Annotated in this window: 11 protein-coding genes; 6 read left to right on the top strand and 5 right to left on the bottom strand. The window is 65.7% G+C overall.

The features are described 5' to 3' along the window. Nucleotides 1-103 precede the first annotated feature (103 nt). Both WC729_RS02785 and WC729_RS02790 read left to right on the top strand, forming a co-directional pair. Complete coding sequence (locus WC729_RS02785) at nt 104-1,639, top strand: Do family serine endopeptidase (protein ID WP_372849296.1); 1,536 nt, start codon at nt 104-106, stop codon at nt 1,637-1,639. 118 nt (nt 1,640-1,757) lie between these two features. Beyond that, nucleotides 1,758-3,422, top strand: a complete 1,665-nt coding sequence (locus tag WC729_RS02790; RefSeq protein ID WP_372849298.1) for a helicase HerA-like domain-containing protein — start codon at nt 1,758-1,760, stop codon at nt 3,420-3,422. A 184-nt stretch (nt 3,423-3,606) separates the two neighbouring features. Here WC729_RS02790 and WC729_RS02795 read toward each other — a convergent pair whose 3' ends face one another. After that, a complete protein-coding gene (locus WC729_RS02795; protein ID WP_372849300.1) occupies nt 3,607-5,832 on the bottom strand; it encodes a TonB-dependent receptor plug domain-containing protein in 2,226 nt (741 codons plus the stop codon). A gap of 123 nt (nt 5,833-5,955) precedes the next feature. Between WC729_RS02795 and WC729_RS02800 the strand changes: the two genes are divergently transcribed. Together WC729_RS02800 and WC729_RS02805 are read left to right on the top strand one after the other, a co-directional pair. After that, the gene (locus tag WC729_RS02800; protein WP_372849302.1) at nt 5,956-6,963 is read left to right on the top strand and encodes a phytase; all 1,008 of its coding nucleotides are present in this window, start codon (nt 5,956-5,958) and stop codon (nt 6,961-6,963) included. A 70-nt stretch (nt 6,964-7,033) separates the two neighbouring features. Then, entirely contained in the window at nt 7,034-8,251 is a 1,218-nt protein-coding gene (locus WC729_RS02805) for a M20 family metallopeptidase (RefSeq protein WP_372849304.1), read from the top strand. A 482-nt stretch (nt 8,252-8,733) separates the two neighbouring features. On the opposite strand, the gene WC729_RS02810 is transcribed toward WC729_RS02805, so the two are convergent. Beyond that, nucleotides 8,734-9,999, bottom strand: a complete 1,266-nt coding sequence (locus WC729_RS02810) for an MFS transporter (RefSeq protein WP_372849306.1) — start codon at nt 9,997-9,999, stop codon at nt 8,734-8,736. 16 nt (nt 10,000-10,015) lie between these two features. Beyond that, on the bottom strand, nt 10,016-10,414 hold the full coding sequence (locus WC729_RS02815; RefSeq protein ID WP_372849308.1) for a MarR family winged helix-turn-helix transcriptional regulator: 399 nt from the start codon (nt 10,412-10,414) through the stop codon (nt 10,016-10,018). Between the two features lie 160 nt (nt 10,415-10,574). On the opposite strand from WC729_RS02815, the gene WC729_RS02820 reads away from it, so the two are divergent. Further along, the gene (locus WC729_RS02820) at nt 10,575-10,991 is read left to right on the top strand and encodes a hypothetical protein (protein ID WP_372849310.1); all 417 of its coding nucleotides are present in this window, start codon (nt 10,575-10,577) and stop codon (nt 10,989-10,991) included. A gap of 93 nt (nt 10,992-11,084) precedes the next feature. Then, a complete protein-coding gene (locus tag WC729_RS02825) occupies nt 11,085-13,034 on the top strand; it encodes an OPT family oligopeptide transporter (RefSeq protein ID WP_372849312.1) in 1,950 nt (649 codons plus the stop codon). Nucleotides 13,035-13,162: 128 nt separating this feature from the next. Here the strand turns inward: WC729_RS02825 and WC729_RS02830 are convergent, their stop codons facing one another. Beyond that, complete coding sequence (locus WC729_RS02830) at nt 13,163-14,440, bottom strand: glycoside hydrolase family 130 protein (RefSeq protein WP_372849314.1); 1,278 nt, start codon at nt 14,438-14,440, stop codon at nt 13,163-13,165. Between the two features lie 46 nt (nt 14,441-14,486). Continuing rightward, nucleotides 14,487-16,757 (bottom strand): glycosyltransferase, encoded by a 2,271-nt coding sequence (locus WC729_RS02835; protein ID WP_372849316.1) that lies wholly within the window; start codon nt 16,755-16,757, stop codon nt 14,487-14,489. Nucleotides 16,758-16,831 lie beyond the last annotated feature (74 nt).

Raw genomic sequence — 16,831 nt, forward strand, 5'->3', positions numbered from 1 at the left:
CGTTCGGGAAAGCTTTCAGGCGGTTCATATTCAATCGCCGTTCAGCAACCATCCGCAACACGGACGGTTGTCGCGATACGGCAGACGAGAGGAAACGACCCAAGTGCGCTACGCTTACGCCATCACCGGTGCCCTGCTCCTGAGCGGCGCTGCCGCTGCCATGACATTGGAGCCGCCAGCAGGTCAGGTCGCGCAGAACGAACCCGGCGCCATCGCCGCCGCCGCCCCCAAGGCCGGCGCACCGATGAGCTTTGCCGACATGGTCGCCACGCTGCAGCCCGCGGTGGTCAACATCTCGACCACGCAGCGCGTTACCCTGCAGCAGCCGACCAACCCCTTCTCCGGCACGCCGCTCGGCGACCTGTTCGGCCAGTTCGGCCAGGGCCAGGGCGGTAACGGCCAGCCGGTCACGCGCGAGGCGCAGTCGCTCGGTTCGGGCTTCATCATCTCGCCCGACGGCTATATCGTCACCAACAACCATGTGATCGCGGCCGGCGCCAAGGGCGCCACGGTCGAATCGATCAAGGTCACCCTGACCGACCGCAAGGAATATACCGCCAAGCTGATCGGTCGCGATCCTGCGTCCGATCTCGCGCTGCTCAAGATCGAGGCGAAGGGCCTGCCCTTCGTCAAGTTCGGCGATTCGGCCCGCGCCCGCGTCGGCGACTGGGTCGTCGCGATCGGCAACCCGTTCGGCCTCGGCTCGACCGTCACCGCCGGCATCGTCTCGGCGCTGCACCGCGTGACCGGCCAGGGCGGCGCCTATGACCGCTTCATCCAGACCGACGCGTCGATCAACCAGGGCAACTCCGGCGGCCCGATGTTCGATCTCGGCGGCAACGTCATCGGCATCAACTCGCAGATTCTGTCGCCAACCGGCGGCAATGTCGGCATCGGCTTCGCGATTCCGGCGGAAGAGGCCAAGCCGATCATCGACACGCTGATGAAGGGTGTCGCGGTCAAGCGCGGCTATCTCGGCGTCGGCATCCAGCCGATCACCGAGGATATCGCCGGCGCGTTCGGCCTCCCCGCCAACCAGGGCGAGATCGTCGCGCGGATCGAGCCGGGCGAAGGCGCCGACAAGGCCGGTCTGAAGCAGGGCGACGTCGTCGTCCGCGTCGGCGGCAAGGACGTGACCCCCGATCAGACGCTCAGCTATCTCGTCGCCAACACGACGCCGGGTACGCGCGTGCCGCTCGAGATCATTCGTGACGGCAAGCGCCAGACCATCACCGCGCTGGTCGGCACCCGCCCGTCCGAGGAAACGCTCGCCAACCTCAACGGCGGCGAAGACGATGACGGCCTGCCCGAGAGCGGTGCGCAAAGCGGCCAGCAGGCAAGCGCCAATGCGATCGGCCTGTCGGTCCAGCCGCTGACCCCGAACATCGCGCGGGGCCTCAACATCGATCCGACCACGCAAGGCGTTGTGGTCGTCGATGTCGATCAGTCGAGCGACGCGGCGACCAAGGGCCTGCAGCGCGGCGACATCATCCTGTCGGCGAACCGCGTCCCGACGCGCACCGCCGCCGATCTTGCCGGCGTGGTCACCCAGGCGAAAGCCGCCGGCCGCACGACCGTCGCACTGCTGATCCAGCGCGGCCGCAACCCCGCCGGCTTCCGCGCGGTGAAGATCAAGTAACCCCTATTTCCTCCCCGTGCAGCGCATGGGGAGGAACGTAGCTGGGAGGAATTTACCCTCCCCACCTTCCGTCCTGCCCCGTTTCGCGCGATACCGCCCTCCCAACTCCGGAGGACTTATGGCGGACGGCACCAGTATCTTCATCGGCAGCAACGCGAACGGCCAGCGCCAGCAGCTCGAGCTCAAGCGCGCCAACCGCCACGGCCTGATTGCGGGCGCGACCGGCACCGGCAAGACCGTCACTATCCAGGGCATCATCGACGGCCTGTCCGCGGCCGGTGTCCCCTGCTTCGTCGCCGATGTGAAGGGCGACCTGTCCGGCCTCGCCATGGCCGGCTCGCCCACCTCCAAGATGCACGAGATCTTCGCCGCCCGCGCGAAGGAGATCGGCTATGAGGATTGGCATTATGCCGACAATCCCGTGCAATTCTGGGATCTGTACGGCGAGCAGGGCCACCCGATCCGTACCACCGTCTCGGAAATGGGCCCCCTGCTCCTCTCGCGCCTGATGGACCTGAACGAAGTGCAGGAAGGCGTGCTGACCATCGCCTTCCACGTCGCCGACAAGGAGGGCATGCTGCTGCTCGACCTGGACGATCTCCAGGCGATGCTGGTGAGTTGCGGCGAGCGCGCCGACGAGCTCACCACCACGCTCGGCAATGTCTCCAAGCAGAGCATCGGTACGATCCAGCGCTCGTTGCTCCAGCTGCGCAGCCAGGGCGGCGAGAAGTTCTTCGGCGAACCCGCGCTGACGATGAGCGATTTCATCGGCGTGGACGACAAGGGCCGCGGCATCGTCAACATCCTCGCCGCCGACAAGCTGATGGCCAGCCCGAAGCTCTACGCCACCTTCCTGCTCTGGCTGATGAGCGAGCTGTTCGAGCATCTCCCGGAAGTCGGCGATCCCGACAAGCCCGTGCTCGCCTTCTTCTTCGACGAAGCGCACCTCTTGTTCGCCGACGCGCCCAAGGCGCTGCTCGAGAAGATCGAGCAGGTCGTGCGCCTGATCCGCTCGAAGGGCGTCGGCGTCTATTTCATCACCCAGAACCCGATCGACATCCCCGATACCGTCGCCGGCCAGCTCGGCAACCGCGTCCAGCACGCGCTGCGCGCCTTCACCCCGCGCGATCAGGCTGCGGTAAAGTCGGCGGCCACCACCTTCCGCGCCAATCCCGGCGTCGATGTCGAAAAGGCGATCACCGAGCTGAAGGTCGGCGAGGCGCTGGTTTCCTTGCTCCTGCCCGACGGCGCGCCCGCCCCGGTCGAGCGCACCCTGATCAAGCCGCCCGCCTCGCGCGTCGGCCCGGTCACCCCGGTCGAACGCGGCGTGATGATCCAGACCGATCCGGTCGGGTCGAAATACGACACGCTGATCGACCGCGAGTCCGCGGAGGAGATCCTCTCCGCCAAGTCGCACGAAGCGAGCGCCGCTGCCGCCGAAGCCGCTGCGAAGACGGAAGCCGACAAGGCCGCCGCGCTCCAGGCGAAGGAAGACGCCCGCGCCGCCAAGGAAGCCGAACGCCAGCGCATCGCCGACCAGCGCGAAGCGGATCGCCAGGCGAAGCTCGCCGCCCAGCAGCAGAAAGAGGCGGAACGGGCCGCCGCCAACTCGCCCTGGAACCGCGCGATCACCTCTGCCACCCGCTCCGCCTCCTCGGCGGTCGGCCGGTCGGTCGCGAACGAGGTATCGAAAGCGGTGTTCGGCTCGTCGCGCGGCGCCGGCTCAGGCATCGTCGGCGGGCTGGTGCGCGGCATTCTGGGCGGGTTGTTCAAGGGGCGCTGAGGGAGACGGCGCCCCCTAACTTCTTCTTCCCCGGCGAAGGCCGGGGCCCAGTTGGGGGACGCTGGTAATCAGGCGGTCCGCTCCATTACTGGAGCCTTCCCAACTGGGCCCCGGCCTTCGCCGGGGAAGAACAAGGTGTTGATGCCGTCTCCCTATGCGGAGACGGCACCACCAGGCTCAAACCTCAGAACGCCGCGCGCAGCGTCACCTGATACAGCGGCCCAGCCTTCTCGCGCTCCAGCTCGAACTCATCGACATCGCCCGCGCGGCGGTTGTCGAGGATCTCCTGATACGAATCGCCGTCATATTTCAGGAAGGCTTCCTTCTTGGAGCGGCGCAGGATGTCCTGCACCGAGAAGCGCAGCACGAAATGCTTGCCGATGCGCTTCTCGACGAACGCCTCCAGATCGGGATCGTAAGTCAGGTTCACCGTCTCGTCGAAGTTCGACTCGGTCGCGCCGCTACGCCCCGACACCGTCGCGCCGAAGCTTGCGTCGAGCTTCTTCAAGGTCTGGATGAAGCCGACATTGTAGACATGGTGCGGCTGGTTGTTGAACCGCCGCTTCTCGCCCGTGAACGGATCGCGGATCGAGCTGTCGAGATAGGTGTAATTGGCGAACAGGCCCGTATCCGGCATGCCGATCACATCGAGAGGCGCGGAGAAGTCGATCTCGGCACCCCAGGTCTTGCCGTCTCCGATGTTGCGCGGCGTAAAGAGCTGGCCGTCGGGATTGTCCGGATTTTCGCCCAGCGCGACGAGTTCGATTACGTCCTTGACGTCGCGGTAGAAGAAATTGACGCCGACGATGCCCTTGCTGCCCAGCCGCCGCTCATATCCCAGATCCACGCCCCAAGCCTTTTCATTGCGAAGACCGGGATTGCCGCGGGTCATGTCGTCGTCGCCCGGCGCTTCCTCCCGCTCGATCGGCGAGACCGAATCATAGCTCGGTCGCCGCACGGTACGCGCAATCGAGGCGCGGAACTGATCGGCCTTGGTCGGCGCGTAGCGGAAATGGAGCGACGGATTGAGCGTCTCGGCATTGTAGCTGACGGTCGGCAGCGCATCGCCGGAAACCGTGCGGCGCGTGATCTCGTAGCGCAGGCCGGCGTCGATCGACAGCATCGAGTTCGGCTCGAAGGTGAACCGCGCATAGGGATCGTACCGGTTCTCCTTGACCTTGAATTCCCCGCTCAGGAAATCGCCGTCGTTCAACCCGTTGCGCAGCTTGTGGAACAGATCGACGCCGAGTTTGAAGCGCGTGGCGTCCGCCCCGAAGCCGAGACTGACCGTGCCGGTATATTCATCGTCCTTGATATGGATGCTCTCGACCTCATCGAGCGTGAGATCGCTCAGATCCTCTTCGTCGCCCTCATAGGTTGTGGTCGTCGTGTTCTCGCGATAGCCGGACCAGCCTGCCGCAAGGCCAAGATCGCCGAAACCGAGCGGAATGCGGGCGTCCGAGGTGATCGCATAGGTGCGCTGCTTGATGTCCTCATGCTGGGTCTCGGCGCCGTCGAAATCGAGATCGGCATCCTCATAGGTCAGCGAGACCTCGTCTTCCTTGCGATTGGTATCGACGAAGAAACCCTGGAGGCGGATGAAGCCGTCGTCGCCGATCGTGGTCTTGATCTCGGCGCTACCCGACAGGTCGCTGCCGTCGCGCGTATCGTCCTGCAGCTCGGTGTCGCTGAACTCCGGGTTGGTCTGGTCGAGCGGGCCCGTCGTGAAATCGTCGAAGCGCAGCGACACCTTCTTCTTGGCGTTGCGCCGTTCCTGATAGTTGAGCGCCGCCCAATAGGAGGTGCGGTCGCCAAGCGTGCCGGCATAAGCGGCGGCGAGTGACGGGCGCGCCTTGCCGTCCTTGTTGATCAGCGCACCGACCTTGGCGAAGCCGCCGTTGAAGGTCGCGGCTTCCTTGGTCACGATGTTCAAGGTGCCGGCGACGCCTTCGCTTGGCTGGTCGGCACGGGGCGAGCGGACGATCTCGATCTTCTCGACCAGCTCGGCCGGGATGCGGTCGACGAAGAAGCTGCGATCCGCCTCGCCGCCCGGCGCGCGGCGGCCGTTGATCAGCACCTGGGTATAGCCCGGCGGCAGGCCGCGGAACTGGACCGCGTCATATTCGAGCACGTCGGAGGTGAAGGTGACGCCCGGCACGCGCTTCAGCATTTCGCCGACCGAGACCGGTTCGAAGCGCTGGAAATATTCCAGGTCGTAGGACAGCACCGGGTTGGTATCCTCGGTGCGGTTGCGGAACGCGATCTGGCCGGTGACGATGATGTCGCTGGCGCTCTCGGTCGATTCCTCGGTCTGCGTTTCGCCCGGCACTTCCTGCGCCATCGCGACATTGATCGGCATCAAGAGCGCGACGAGCGCGCAGCCCCCTAGAAATGTCCCCTTGCGAACCATGACAGACCCCTTTTGCGATGAATTGACCGATTATGCGGCGCGTGCGAACGGGCGCCTCGAAACCGCCGGTAGGAGTCGAACATGAACTGCAAGTGCGATATCCGTTACATTTCAATGACATTCATGTTACTTCTAAGTTACAGTGCACAGGCGCAGACGCCTCCTGCGATGGTCCCGTCCCCTCTGCCCACCGCCACCGTCCAGGCCTCCGGAGAGACCGAGGCAGTGGCCACGGCGAACGCCGATGCAGCCGACGACCCTGCGATCTGGCGCAACGCAGCAACGCCGGCAGCGAGCCTGATCATCGGCACCGACAAGAAGGCCGGGCTCTATGTCTACGGCCTGGACGGCAAGGCCCGGGACTTCCACGACGCAGGGCGAGTCAACAATGTCGCGCTCGCCGAGCATGACGGCCGGATCATCGTCGCCGCGAGCGACCGCAACGATCCCCTCAATGCGCAGGTCGCCCTGTTCACGCTCGATCCCGCCTCCGCAAAACTGGCTACGCTTGGACGTGTCCCAGCGGGCGCGGGCGAGGCGTACGGCATGTGCCTCTACAATACGCCGACCGCGCTCTACGCCTTCATGGTCGCAAAGGACGGCACGATCCGCCAGCTCGCGCTCGACGTGGCGGGCGCGACGCCCAAGGCAAGGATCGTCCGCACGATGAAACTCGCCACTCAATCCGAGGGTTGCGCGGTCGATCCGCGCACCGCGCGCCTGTATGTCGCCGAGGAGGATGTGGGTCTCTGGCGCTTCGATGCCCGCGCCGACGGCCCGGTCGAGCCGGTGAAGATCGCGGCCGCGGACGGCAAGCAGATCGTGGCGGATGCCGAAGGCGTGGCGATCGCGCAGGAAGGCGATAGCGGCTATCTCGTCGTCTCCAGCCAGGGCGACAATGCCTATGCCGTCTATCGCCTCGCCGACGATTCCTATGTCGGCCGCTACCGCATCGCGCCCGGCTCGTTCGGCTCGACCGAAGAGACCGACGGCATCGAGATCGCGACCGGCGATTTCGGCCCCGCCTTCCCCGACGGCATCATGATCGCGCAGGACGGCGCGAACCCACCCAGGGCGCAGAACTTCAAGCTGGTGCGTTGGGGGCAGATCAAGGCCGCGCTGGGCTTGTAAGGCGGGCTTGTAAGCGGCGCTGCCCGAGGCGTAGGCTCGCCCTTCGGCAATGCAACAAAGGACTCGACTAATGGACGCCACTCTCGATCTTCATCAGGATTGGGGCGCCGCTGCCGAGGCCGAGCTTGCCGATGTGGTCGAGCTTCGACGCGCCATCCATGCCGACCCGGAGATCGGGCTGCATTGCCCGCGCACCACGGACAAGATCAAGGCGGCGCTGGCGGGGCTTCCCCTCGAATATCGCGAGGGGACCTCGACCACCGGCTTCGTCGCGATCCTGCGCGGCGGCCGCGACAATGGCCGTACCGTGCTGCTGCGCGGCGACATGGACGCGCTGCCGATGCAGGAGGAGACCGGTCTGCCCTTCGCCTCGCAGGTGCCGAATGCGATGCACGCCTGCGGCCATGACGCGCACAGCGCCATGCTGGTCGGCGCCGCCCGCGCGCTCTGCGCGCGGCGCGACCGGCTGTCGGGCTCGGTTGTCTTCATGTTCCAGCCCGGCGAGGAGGGCTATCACGGCGCGCGCTACATGATGGAAGACGGGCTGCTCGACGAGCCACGGCCCGAGGCAGCCTTCGCGCTCCACATCATGCCCAACGCGCCTGCCGGCGTGTTCTGGAGCCGCCCGGGCGCGCTCCTCGCCTCGACCGACGCGCTTAACATCAACGTCCGCGGCAAGGGCGGCCATGCCGCCATGCCGCATGAGGGGATCGATCCGATCCCGGTCGCCTGCGAGATCGTGACGGCACTCAGCGCCTTCATCGCCCGCCAGATCCCGGTCACGGATCCGGCGGTGCTGTCGATCACCCAGATCAACGCCGGCTCGGCGTACAATATCGTGCCCGACGAAGTGAAGCTGAAGGGCACGCTGCGCACCCTCTCCAATGCCACCCGCACCAAGGCGCGCGAGGGCCTGACCCGCATCGCCGAGCATATCGCGCTCGCTCATGGGTGCACGGCGGAAGTGGTGATCGACGACGGCTATCCCGTCACCATGAACGATCCCCGTGCGCTTGGCCTGATGCGCAGCGTGGCAGAGGAGCTGGGCGGAGCTGACGCCTGGCGCACCATGCCGGCGCCGATCATGGGCGGCGAGGATTTCTCCTATGTCCTGCGCGAAATCCCCGGCTCGATGGCTTTTCTCGGCGTCGCGCCCAAGGGCAGCGACGCCACGACCAACCCGCCGCTCCACAATACCCGCATGACCATCGAGGAAGAGGTCATGGCCCGCGGGGTGGCCATGCACTGCGCGGTTGCCGAGCGGTTCCTCGACAATGGGCTCGATTGACCCGCTGATCCGCTTGCCGGCCTCGTTCGCGATTGTAGGTTTTTCAACATTTACGCTTCCCCGGCGAAGGCCGGGGTCCAGTTGGGGAACGGCGGTAATCAGGCGCCGCGCGTCTTCACTAGACCATTCCAACTGGACCCCGGCCTTCGCCGGGGAAGACGAAAAAATACATGCACTCACCCTGACTGAATCCAGTTCCGGAACCGACCTTGATTCAAACCCCCACCACCCGCGCTATCATCGCGCCTACCCTAAGTTCGCTCGCAAACGACCAGAGGGCCCGCTCATTCTCATTGCCTGTTCCGCGGAATCGGCACCTGTTATTCACCTGTTCCGCACCTGTTATCCCGATAACAGGTGGGCGGCGGCATCCTATTGAAAAACAACCTGAAATCGGCCTACAAAATCCAACATAACAGGTGAGAAAAAAATCGGCCTGAAATAACAGGTGAAAACAGGTGGGCCTGTTGGAGAATCGCCGCTCAGACCGCCCGCGCGACTCGCTGGCCCGCCAGCCCGGTCGCCACGATCAACACCGACGCAGCTACCCCGAACCCGCCTGCGATCAGGAAGGCAGGCAGATACGTGCCCGCCTGCTCGCGGATCACCCCGGCACCGAACGCCGCGGTCGCAGCCCCGATCTGGTGCCCGACCATGATCCACCCGAACACGATCGGCGCATCGCGCTCGCCGAACGACATGTTGGTCAGCTTCACCGTCGGCGGCACGGTTGCGATCCAGTCGAGCCCGTAGAAGATCGCGAAGATCGTCAGGCTCACCGCGCCGAAGTCGATGAAGGGCAAGGCGATCAGCGAGAGTCCTCGCAGGCCGTAATAGACGCAGAGCAGCTTGCGCGGATCATAGCGGTCGGTCAGCCAGCCCGAGGCAGTGGTGCCAACCAGGTCGAACAGCCCCATCATCGACAACAGCCCCGCCGCCGCGACCGGGGCAATGCCATGGTCGCCGCAAAACGCAATCATATGGGTCCCCACCAGCCCGTTGGTGGTCAGGCCGCAAACGAAGAAGGTGCCGAACAACAACCAGAAGATCGGGGTGCGCCCGGCGCGGAACAACGCCTCGAAAGCCAGCATCGGCGTCGCGGCCTGTTTCAGCGGCGGCGGTGGTTCGCTCGCATCGGTCTCGCCGAAACGCCTGATGCCGACATCGCCGGGCCGCTCGGGTACGAAGAACAGCACGAGCGGGATCAGCGCGAGGCAGGCGATGCTCACCGCGATCACCACCGGGCGCCACGCGCCCGCGCTCGACAGCCAGGCGAGCAACGGCAGGAACACCAGCGCGCCGGTCGCAGTGCTCGCGCTCAGCATGCCCATCACCAGCCCCTGCCGGGTCGCGAACCAGCGATTGACCACCGCTGCGCCCAGCACCGACGCGACCGCGCCGCTGCCGACGCCCGAGAGCACGCCCCAGCTCAGCACATAATGCCAGGGTGCGGTCATCCACAGGCTCGCAAAGGTTGCGGCGGACATGAGCAGCAGGCCGCCGAGCATCGTCCTTTTGATGCCCAGCGACATCATCAGCGCCGCCGCGAACGGGCCGACCAATCCGTAGAGGAAGATGCCGACCGCCGCCGAGAAGGAAATGGTCGCCCGGTCCCAGCCGAAATGCAGTTCGAGCGGGACCATCATCACGCCGGGTGCCGAGCGCAGCCCGGCCGAGATCAGCAGCGCCAGAAACGTCACGCCGACGACGATATAGGGCGCCCGGGCGGACAGGCGGCTCAACCGCATCGACATTCCTCGCACATCAGTCATGGGCCGGGCCGGCCACATCGACCACACCGCGCAACAGGGTCTCGAGCCGGGTCCACTCGGTCGCACCGAATGCGCCGATCAGCCGCTCCTGCGCCGCGCGCCAGGGGCCAGTGGCGCCCTCCATCGCCGCGCTTCCCGCTTCAGTCAGCGACGCGATCCGCGCCCGTCCGCGCGCGGCCGATGCGACCTCGATCCAGCCTTGCCGCTCCAACGGCGCGATCGCGCGGTACAGCGACGTCCGGTCCATCACCAGTGCTTCGGCCAGCCGGCTCAGCGGCATTTCCCCGCCTCGCGCGATGTGCCGCAGCACCGAGAATTGCGCGATCGTCATCCCCGTCCCGCTCAACGCGTCGTCATAGACCCGCGACACCGCCCGTGCGGCCTTGCGCAACGACGTGCACGCACAGGGAGAATCGGAAGATGCGGGAGAAGCCACAAACATGATGTATATACATCATACTGCCCGGTCAACGGCGGGAATCAGCGGGCGGACGGCCTGTCCAGCTTCGGGAAGCTGTGGCATCATCAGCAGACTACCGGGGGAGTGCCGAATGACCGATCGACCAGCCAGCATGCTGTGGCTCTATCTCCGCAGCGTCGCCGCCGTACTTGCGGGCTTCATCCTCGTCGTCGTGACTCATAACGGCACCGACGAGATCATGCATTCCACCGGGATCATCCCGCGCGGCGCGATGTGGGATCCGTGGCTCAATCTCCTCGCCCTGAGCTACCGCTGCCTCTTCACCGTCGCCGGCGGCTTCGTCACCGCCTGGCTCGCCCCGCGTGCACGGATGCGGCACGTGATCATCCTGGCGGTGATCGGCACGCTCGGCGGGATCGCGGGGGTGCTGGTGAGCTGGAACCTGAATCTCGGCCCGAGATGGTATCCGATCGCCCTGGCGATAACGGCGTTTCCGACGGTGTGGCTCGGCGGCTGGCTGTACGAGAGGCGCTACGGGCGGGTTTGAAAAGCCCCTCCCCTTCGGGGGAGGGATTGGGGGCAAAACTCGTCTCGACAGAAACCACTGTCCCAGACCCGCCCTGTTATGCCACATGACCCCATGCAAGCATCCACGACCCCAGCCGCCCGTCCGCTCGCCGAGCTGACCATCCGCGGCATCATCCTGGGCGGGCTCATCACCGTCCTGTTCACCGCCGCGAACGTCTATCTCGGGCTGAAGGTCGGCCTGACCTTCGCCACCTCGATCCCGGCCGCGGTCATCTCCATGGCGATCCTGCGCTTCTTCAAGGATGCCAACATCCTGGAGAACAACATCGTCCAGACGATCGCGAGCGCCGCGGGCACCCTGGCCGCGATCATCTTCGTGCTGCCGGGCCTGATCCTGGTCGGCTGGTGGACCGGCTTCCCCTATTGGACCACCGCAGCAGTTTGCGCGGTCGGCGGCATCCTCGGCGTGATGTTCTCGGTGCCGCTGCGCCGGGCGCTCGTCACCGGATCGGACCTGCCCTATCCCGAAGGCGTCGCCGCGGCCGAAGTGCTCAAGGTCGGCGCCGCGGAAGACGGCGACGAGGAGAATGCCAAGGGCCTGCGCGTCATCATCCTCGGCTCGGTCGTATCCGCCGGCTTTGCCCTGCTCGCCGCGATGAAGCTCGTCGCGGGCGAAGCGGTGAAGAACTTCCGCATCGGCGGTAGCGCGACCGGCGCCTCGACCAGCTTCTCCATGGCGCTGATCGGCGTCGGCCATCTCGTCGGCCTGTCGGTCGGCGCCGCGATGTTTCTTGGCATGATCATCGCCTGGGGCGGCCTGATGCCCTATCTTACCAGCGGCGTCCCGGGCGACCTCGACAAGGTCGTCAGCACCGTGTTCCGCTCCGAAGTCCGTTTCATCGGCGCCGGCACGATCGGCGTCGCGGCGATATGGACCCTGCTCAAGATTCTCGGCCCGATCATCGGCGGCATCCGCTCCGCCATGGCCGCGTCGCGCGCGCGCCAGGCCGGCTCGATCCTCGACCTGACCGAGCGCGACCTGCCGATCGGCATTGTCGGCCTCTCGATCCTCGGCACCCTACCCCCGATCGCGTACCTGTTGTGGAGCTTCTCCGCCGGCGGCCCGATCCATGATCACGGCTTCGCGGTGATCCTCGGCACGATCCTCTACATCCTCGTCATCGGCATCGTGATCGCCGCGGTGTGTGGGTACATGGCCGGCCTGATCGGTGCGTCGAACAGCCCGGTTTCAGGCGTCGGCATCCTGGCCGTGCTCGGCGCCTCGCTGCTGCTCGTCGCTATCTACGGCCACAGCACGGATGTGGCGCGTACCAACGCGCTGATCGCCTATGCGCTGTTCACGACCGCGATCGTCTTCTCGGTCGCGACCATCTCCAACGACAATCTCCAGGATCTGAAGACCGGCCAGCTCGTCGGCGCGACGCCGTGGAAACAGCAGTTCGCGCTGGTGCTCGGCGTGATCTTCGGCTCGCTGGTGATCCCGCCGGTGCTCGACCTGCTCAACACCGCCTTCACCTTCCAGGGCGCGCCCAACGCCAAGGAAACCGCGCTCGCCGCGCCCCAGGCGGCGCTGATCTCGTCGCTCGCCAAGGGCGTGCTCGGCGGCGATCTCGACTGGCGGCTGATCGGCGTCGGTGCCGGCATCGGGGTGGTGGTGATCTTCCTCGACGAAATGCTCGGCCGCGCCGGCAAGATGCGCCTGCCTCCGCTCGGCGTCGGCATGGGCATCTACCTGCCGATGGCGCTGACCCTGCTCATCCCGGTCGGCGCGCTGATCGGCCATTTCTACGACAAATGGGCTAGGCGCCAGAGCAACCCCGACTTTGCCGAGCGCATGGGCACGCTTGCCGCAACCGGCCTGATCGTCGGCGAGAGCCTGTTCGGGGTGGCCTTTGCCGGCATCGTCGGCGCCTCGGGCAAGGACGCGCCGCTGGCGGTGGTGGGTGCGAGCTTCGAGACGATCGCCCTGTTCGCCGCGCCGGTGGCGTTCGCAGGCCTGATCTGGCTGCTCTACAATCGGACGAAGGCAATGGCGCGGTGACCTCTTAAGCCCCTCCCCTTCAGGGGAGGGGTTGGGGTGGGGCAGTCCCGCAAATACAGCACTCAATGGTGGCTCGGAGTCCCCCACCCCCAACCCCTCCCCTGAAGGGGAGGGGCTTAAGGCAAGCCTCACATCGCCCCGAGCAACACCTTGATATCGATAAACGCAAACGCGACCGAGCTGTCCGCCACGCCGTACGGCACGAACAGCTTGTCGCCATGCCGGATCGCCCCGCAGCTATAGACCACATTGGGCACATAGCCCTCGCGATCCTCATGCGCCGCCGCCAGGATCGGCTCGCAGGTGCGGCCGAGCACCTTGGACGGATCCTCCTTGTCGAGCAGCACAGCCCCGATCGAGTATTTACGCATCGCGCCCACACCGTGAGTCAGCATCAGCCACCCTTCGTCGAGCTCGATCGGCGGGCCGCAATTGCCGATCTGCACCAGCTCCCAGGGATAATGCGGGGTGAGCAGCTTCTCGCCCTCTTCCCAGTGCGTGAGGGTGTCGGACTTGAGCAGGAACAGGTTCTCGCCGTCCTGCCGGCCCATCATCATATACTGACCGCCAATCTTGCGCGGGAACAGCGCCATGCCCTTGTTGCGCGAGGCAGGCCCCGTCATCGGCACCAGATCGAACGCGCGGAAGTCCCGGGTGCGCAGCAGCTCGGACTGGATCGCCGAGCCATTATAGGCGGTATAGGTACCAAGCCATTCGGCCGAGCCGTCGTCATGGGTGAACTTGACGAGGCGCAGATCCTCCAGCCCCTTCGACTGCGCGGCGGTGATCGGGAAGATCACCGTGCCCGACAGGGTGGAATCGCGGTGGCGATAAACGGTGATCTCGCCTTCGGGCAGCTCTTCCTCGTCCTGGCCGACCGCATCGGTCGCGGTGGCGAAAGGCGGCTCCGGCGCCAGCTTCAGCTCATTCTTGCTGGTGATGATCCCCTCACGAAAGGCGACCGAGGAGATATGCCCCTCGCCCACCGCGCGCAGTGACATCAGGATACGCAGCGATCCTTCCGGCATGCCGGTCTGGTCGAAATGCGGCACGGCGCTGGGGTTCATCAACGCCGCGGCGGCATAGCTGTATTCATGGCAGAAATAGGCGCCGATCAGCTGACGCTTCTCGTCGCCGATCTCGCTGCCATCGAGCCCGAGCATTTCCTCGATCTCGTCATAGCGCGTCATGAACACGCGCCGCGTCTGCCAGTGACGCGCCTCGAAATCCTTGAGCACCAGTTCCAGTTCCGCGCGCGTCGCCGCCGTGTCCAGTTCCAGCACTTCCCTGACCAGCCGCTCGGTGCGGCTGCCGCCGTTTCCGGCCCAGGCCAGATGGAAGGGACGCACCACGACACGGGAAGGATCGGCATGCAACCGCAGCGCGTGGTGAAACAGGTCGATCACGTGTGGGCCTCGCACCAATGACGTCTTGGCGACGTCGCTAGCGAGGCTATGCGACGGCGCGCTCCGGTCCTGCCACGCTTTCGACCCGCTTTGAAAGCCCCGAAATGGCGCAAGATGCCAATTGCAGTGCCAGAATCGACTCGGCGCCCTGATTACGGTTCAGGCCGGTCGGCATCAGCCCGTCGAAACAGCCGCCGTCCTGCGCCGTCGCCAGCGGCAGGTCGAGATCGTTCTGGCCCAGATACCAACGATAGGCGCGCTGCGCTTCCTCGACCCAGCGCGAGTCCCCGGTCGCCCTGAACGCGGCGGAGCAGGCGTCGATCGTCGCCTGCGCCTCGAGCGGCTGCTGGTCGAACGGCAGCGGCTCTTCATAGGCGCGGCCGAAGCTCTCGGTGCCGATCGCGCGGAAGCGGCCCTCGGGCGACGTCTGCTGCGCGACGATCCAGCTCAGGGTGGAGAGGCCGCATTTCAGCAGATCCTCGCGCCCCAGCATCATACCGGCGCGGATCAGTGCCTCGGGCAGGCGCGCATTGTCGTACGCCAGCACGATCTCGAACCATTCCCATTCCGGCCGCCGCGCTTCCTCGACCAGGGCAAGCAGGTCGTTGGAGAAGCGCTCGAGGATATTGAGCGCCAGCTCATGCCCCGGATGCGCGCCGAGCATCGCCGCTGCGCCAAGCATGGCGAAGGCCTGCGCGCGCGGGCTGCCCAGCTCGAAGGCGAGCGACGCGGTCTCGTCGAACAGCCGCACCGCCCAGTCGCGATGCTTGGCGAGGGTGGAACGACGCGCGGTCACGCCCAGCGCCCAGATCGTACGGCCGTTCGAATCTTCCGATCCGAAATCCTCGCACCAGGTACGATCGAAGTTCATGAAGTTGCGGAAACGGCGCTTGTCCGGGTTCCAGGCATATTGGATGAAGGACGCATAGACCGTCATCCATTTGTCGCGCACGCCTTCGTCCAGCGTGTCGATCGCGGTCATCAGCATCAACGCGCGGACATTGTCGTCGATGCAATAGCCATGGCGGCGATCCGGCACCGAATAGATCGAATGCTGCAGCATGCCGGTGGAATCGCTCATCCGCTCGACGGCGGCGATATCCGGCTTGAGCGGCGTCAGGCGCACCTTGGGCGCAAGGCGGCGCGGCTTGGTCGCGACCATCTCGGCGATCTCGCCCATTGCCACTTCGGCAAGGCGCGGCCAGATCATCGTCTGGCCGCGCGCATAGGCGCGCTCCGACAGGTTGATGCGATTGCGATCACTGCCCAGCAGTCCGTTGATCTCGCGCGCAAAGGCGGCGCTATCGCCGAAGTCGACCAGTACGCCGTGCCCGTCCGCCAGGATCTCGGTCGCATGGACATAAGGCGTCGAGACGACCGCCTTTCCTACACCGACGGCATAGGACAGCGTGCCCGACGTGATCTGCGCCGGGTTGTTGTACGGCGTCACATAAATGTCGGCGGCCTGCAGGTAGTCGATCAGGTCGTCATGCTCGAGGAACGCATCGATGAACTCGACATGCCCCGCGACGCCATGCTCCTCGGCGAGCGTCTTCAGCCGCTCGCGATAGGCCTCGCCTTCATGCGCGACCAGGTTCGGGTGGGTCGCACCGAGCACCGCATAGAGAACGTCCGGATGCTCGGCGGCGATCGCCGGCAGCGCATCGATCATCGTCTCGATGCCCTTGTTGGGCGCGAGCAGGCCAAAGGTCAGCAGCGTCTTGCGCCCCTGCCAACCGAACCGGGCCTTGAGCGTCTCGGGGTCGACGAACGCGCGATCCGGCACACCGTGCGGGATCATCACGATCGAGCGGGGTTTGGCGCTGTAGACGCGCTCCAGAATCTCGCGGCCGCGCTCGGCCATCACCACGATCTTCGTGGCGCGACGCAGCAGCCCTTCCAACACCCGGCGCTCATCGGCGCTGGGCTTTTCGAGGATGGTGTGGAGCGTGACGATGACCGGGATCGACACCCGGTCGAGCAAGGCGAGGATATGCTCGCCTGCCGGCCCGCCATAAATGCCATATTCGTGCTGGACCCAGAGCGCCTGCGCGCCGCTGCGTTCGATCGCGCGGGCGGCCTCGATATAGGCGAGTCGGTCCTGGTCGGGGATGCTCGCGGTCACTTCGGCTGGATAATCGTAGCGACCGGGATGGTCGTCCATCGCATAGACGTCGATCTTCAGGTCAGGGAATCGGCCCTTCAACGCAGTGAACGTATCGGTAGTATATGTTGCAAGGCCGCATTTCCGAGGGAGGAAATTGCCGATCAGTGCCAGGTGATCGATCGGGGTCACGACCTTTTCCGATAGAGCCATCGATTGAAACCTCTTGTGAAACGGGGCTGGGAGCCCCGGAATTGCCTCCCACGAACGGCCAAGTTTCAATATGG

Source organism: Sphingomonas sp. (assembly GCF_041661825.1).
Taxonomy (GTDB): domain Bacteria; phylum Pseudomonadota; class Alphaproteobacteria; order Sphingomonadales; family Sphingomonadaceae; genus Sphingomonas.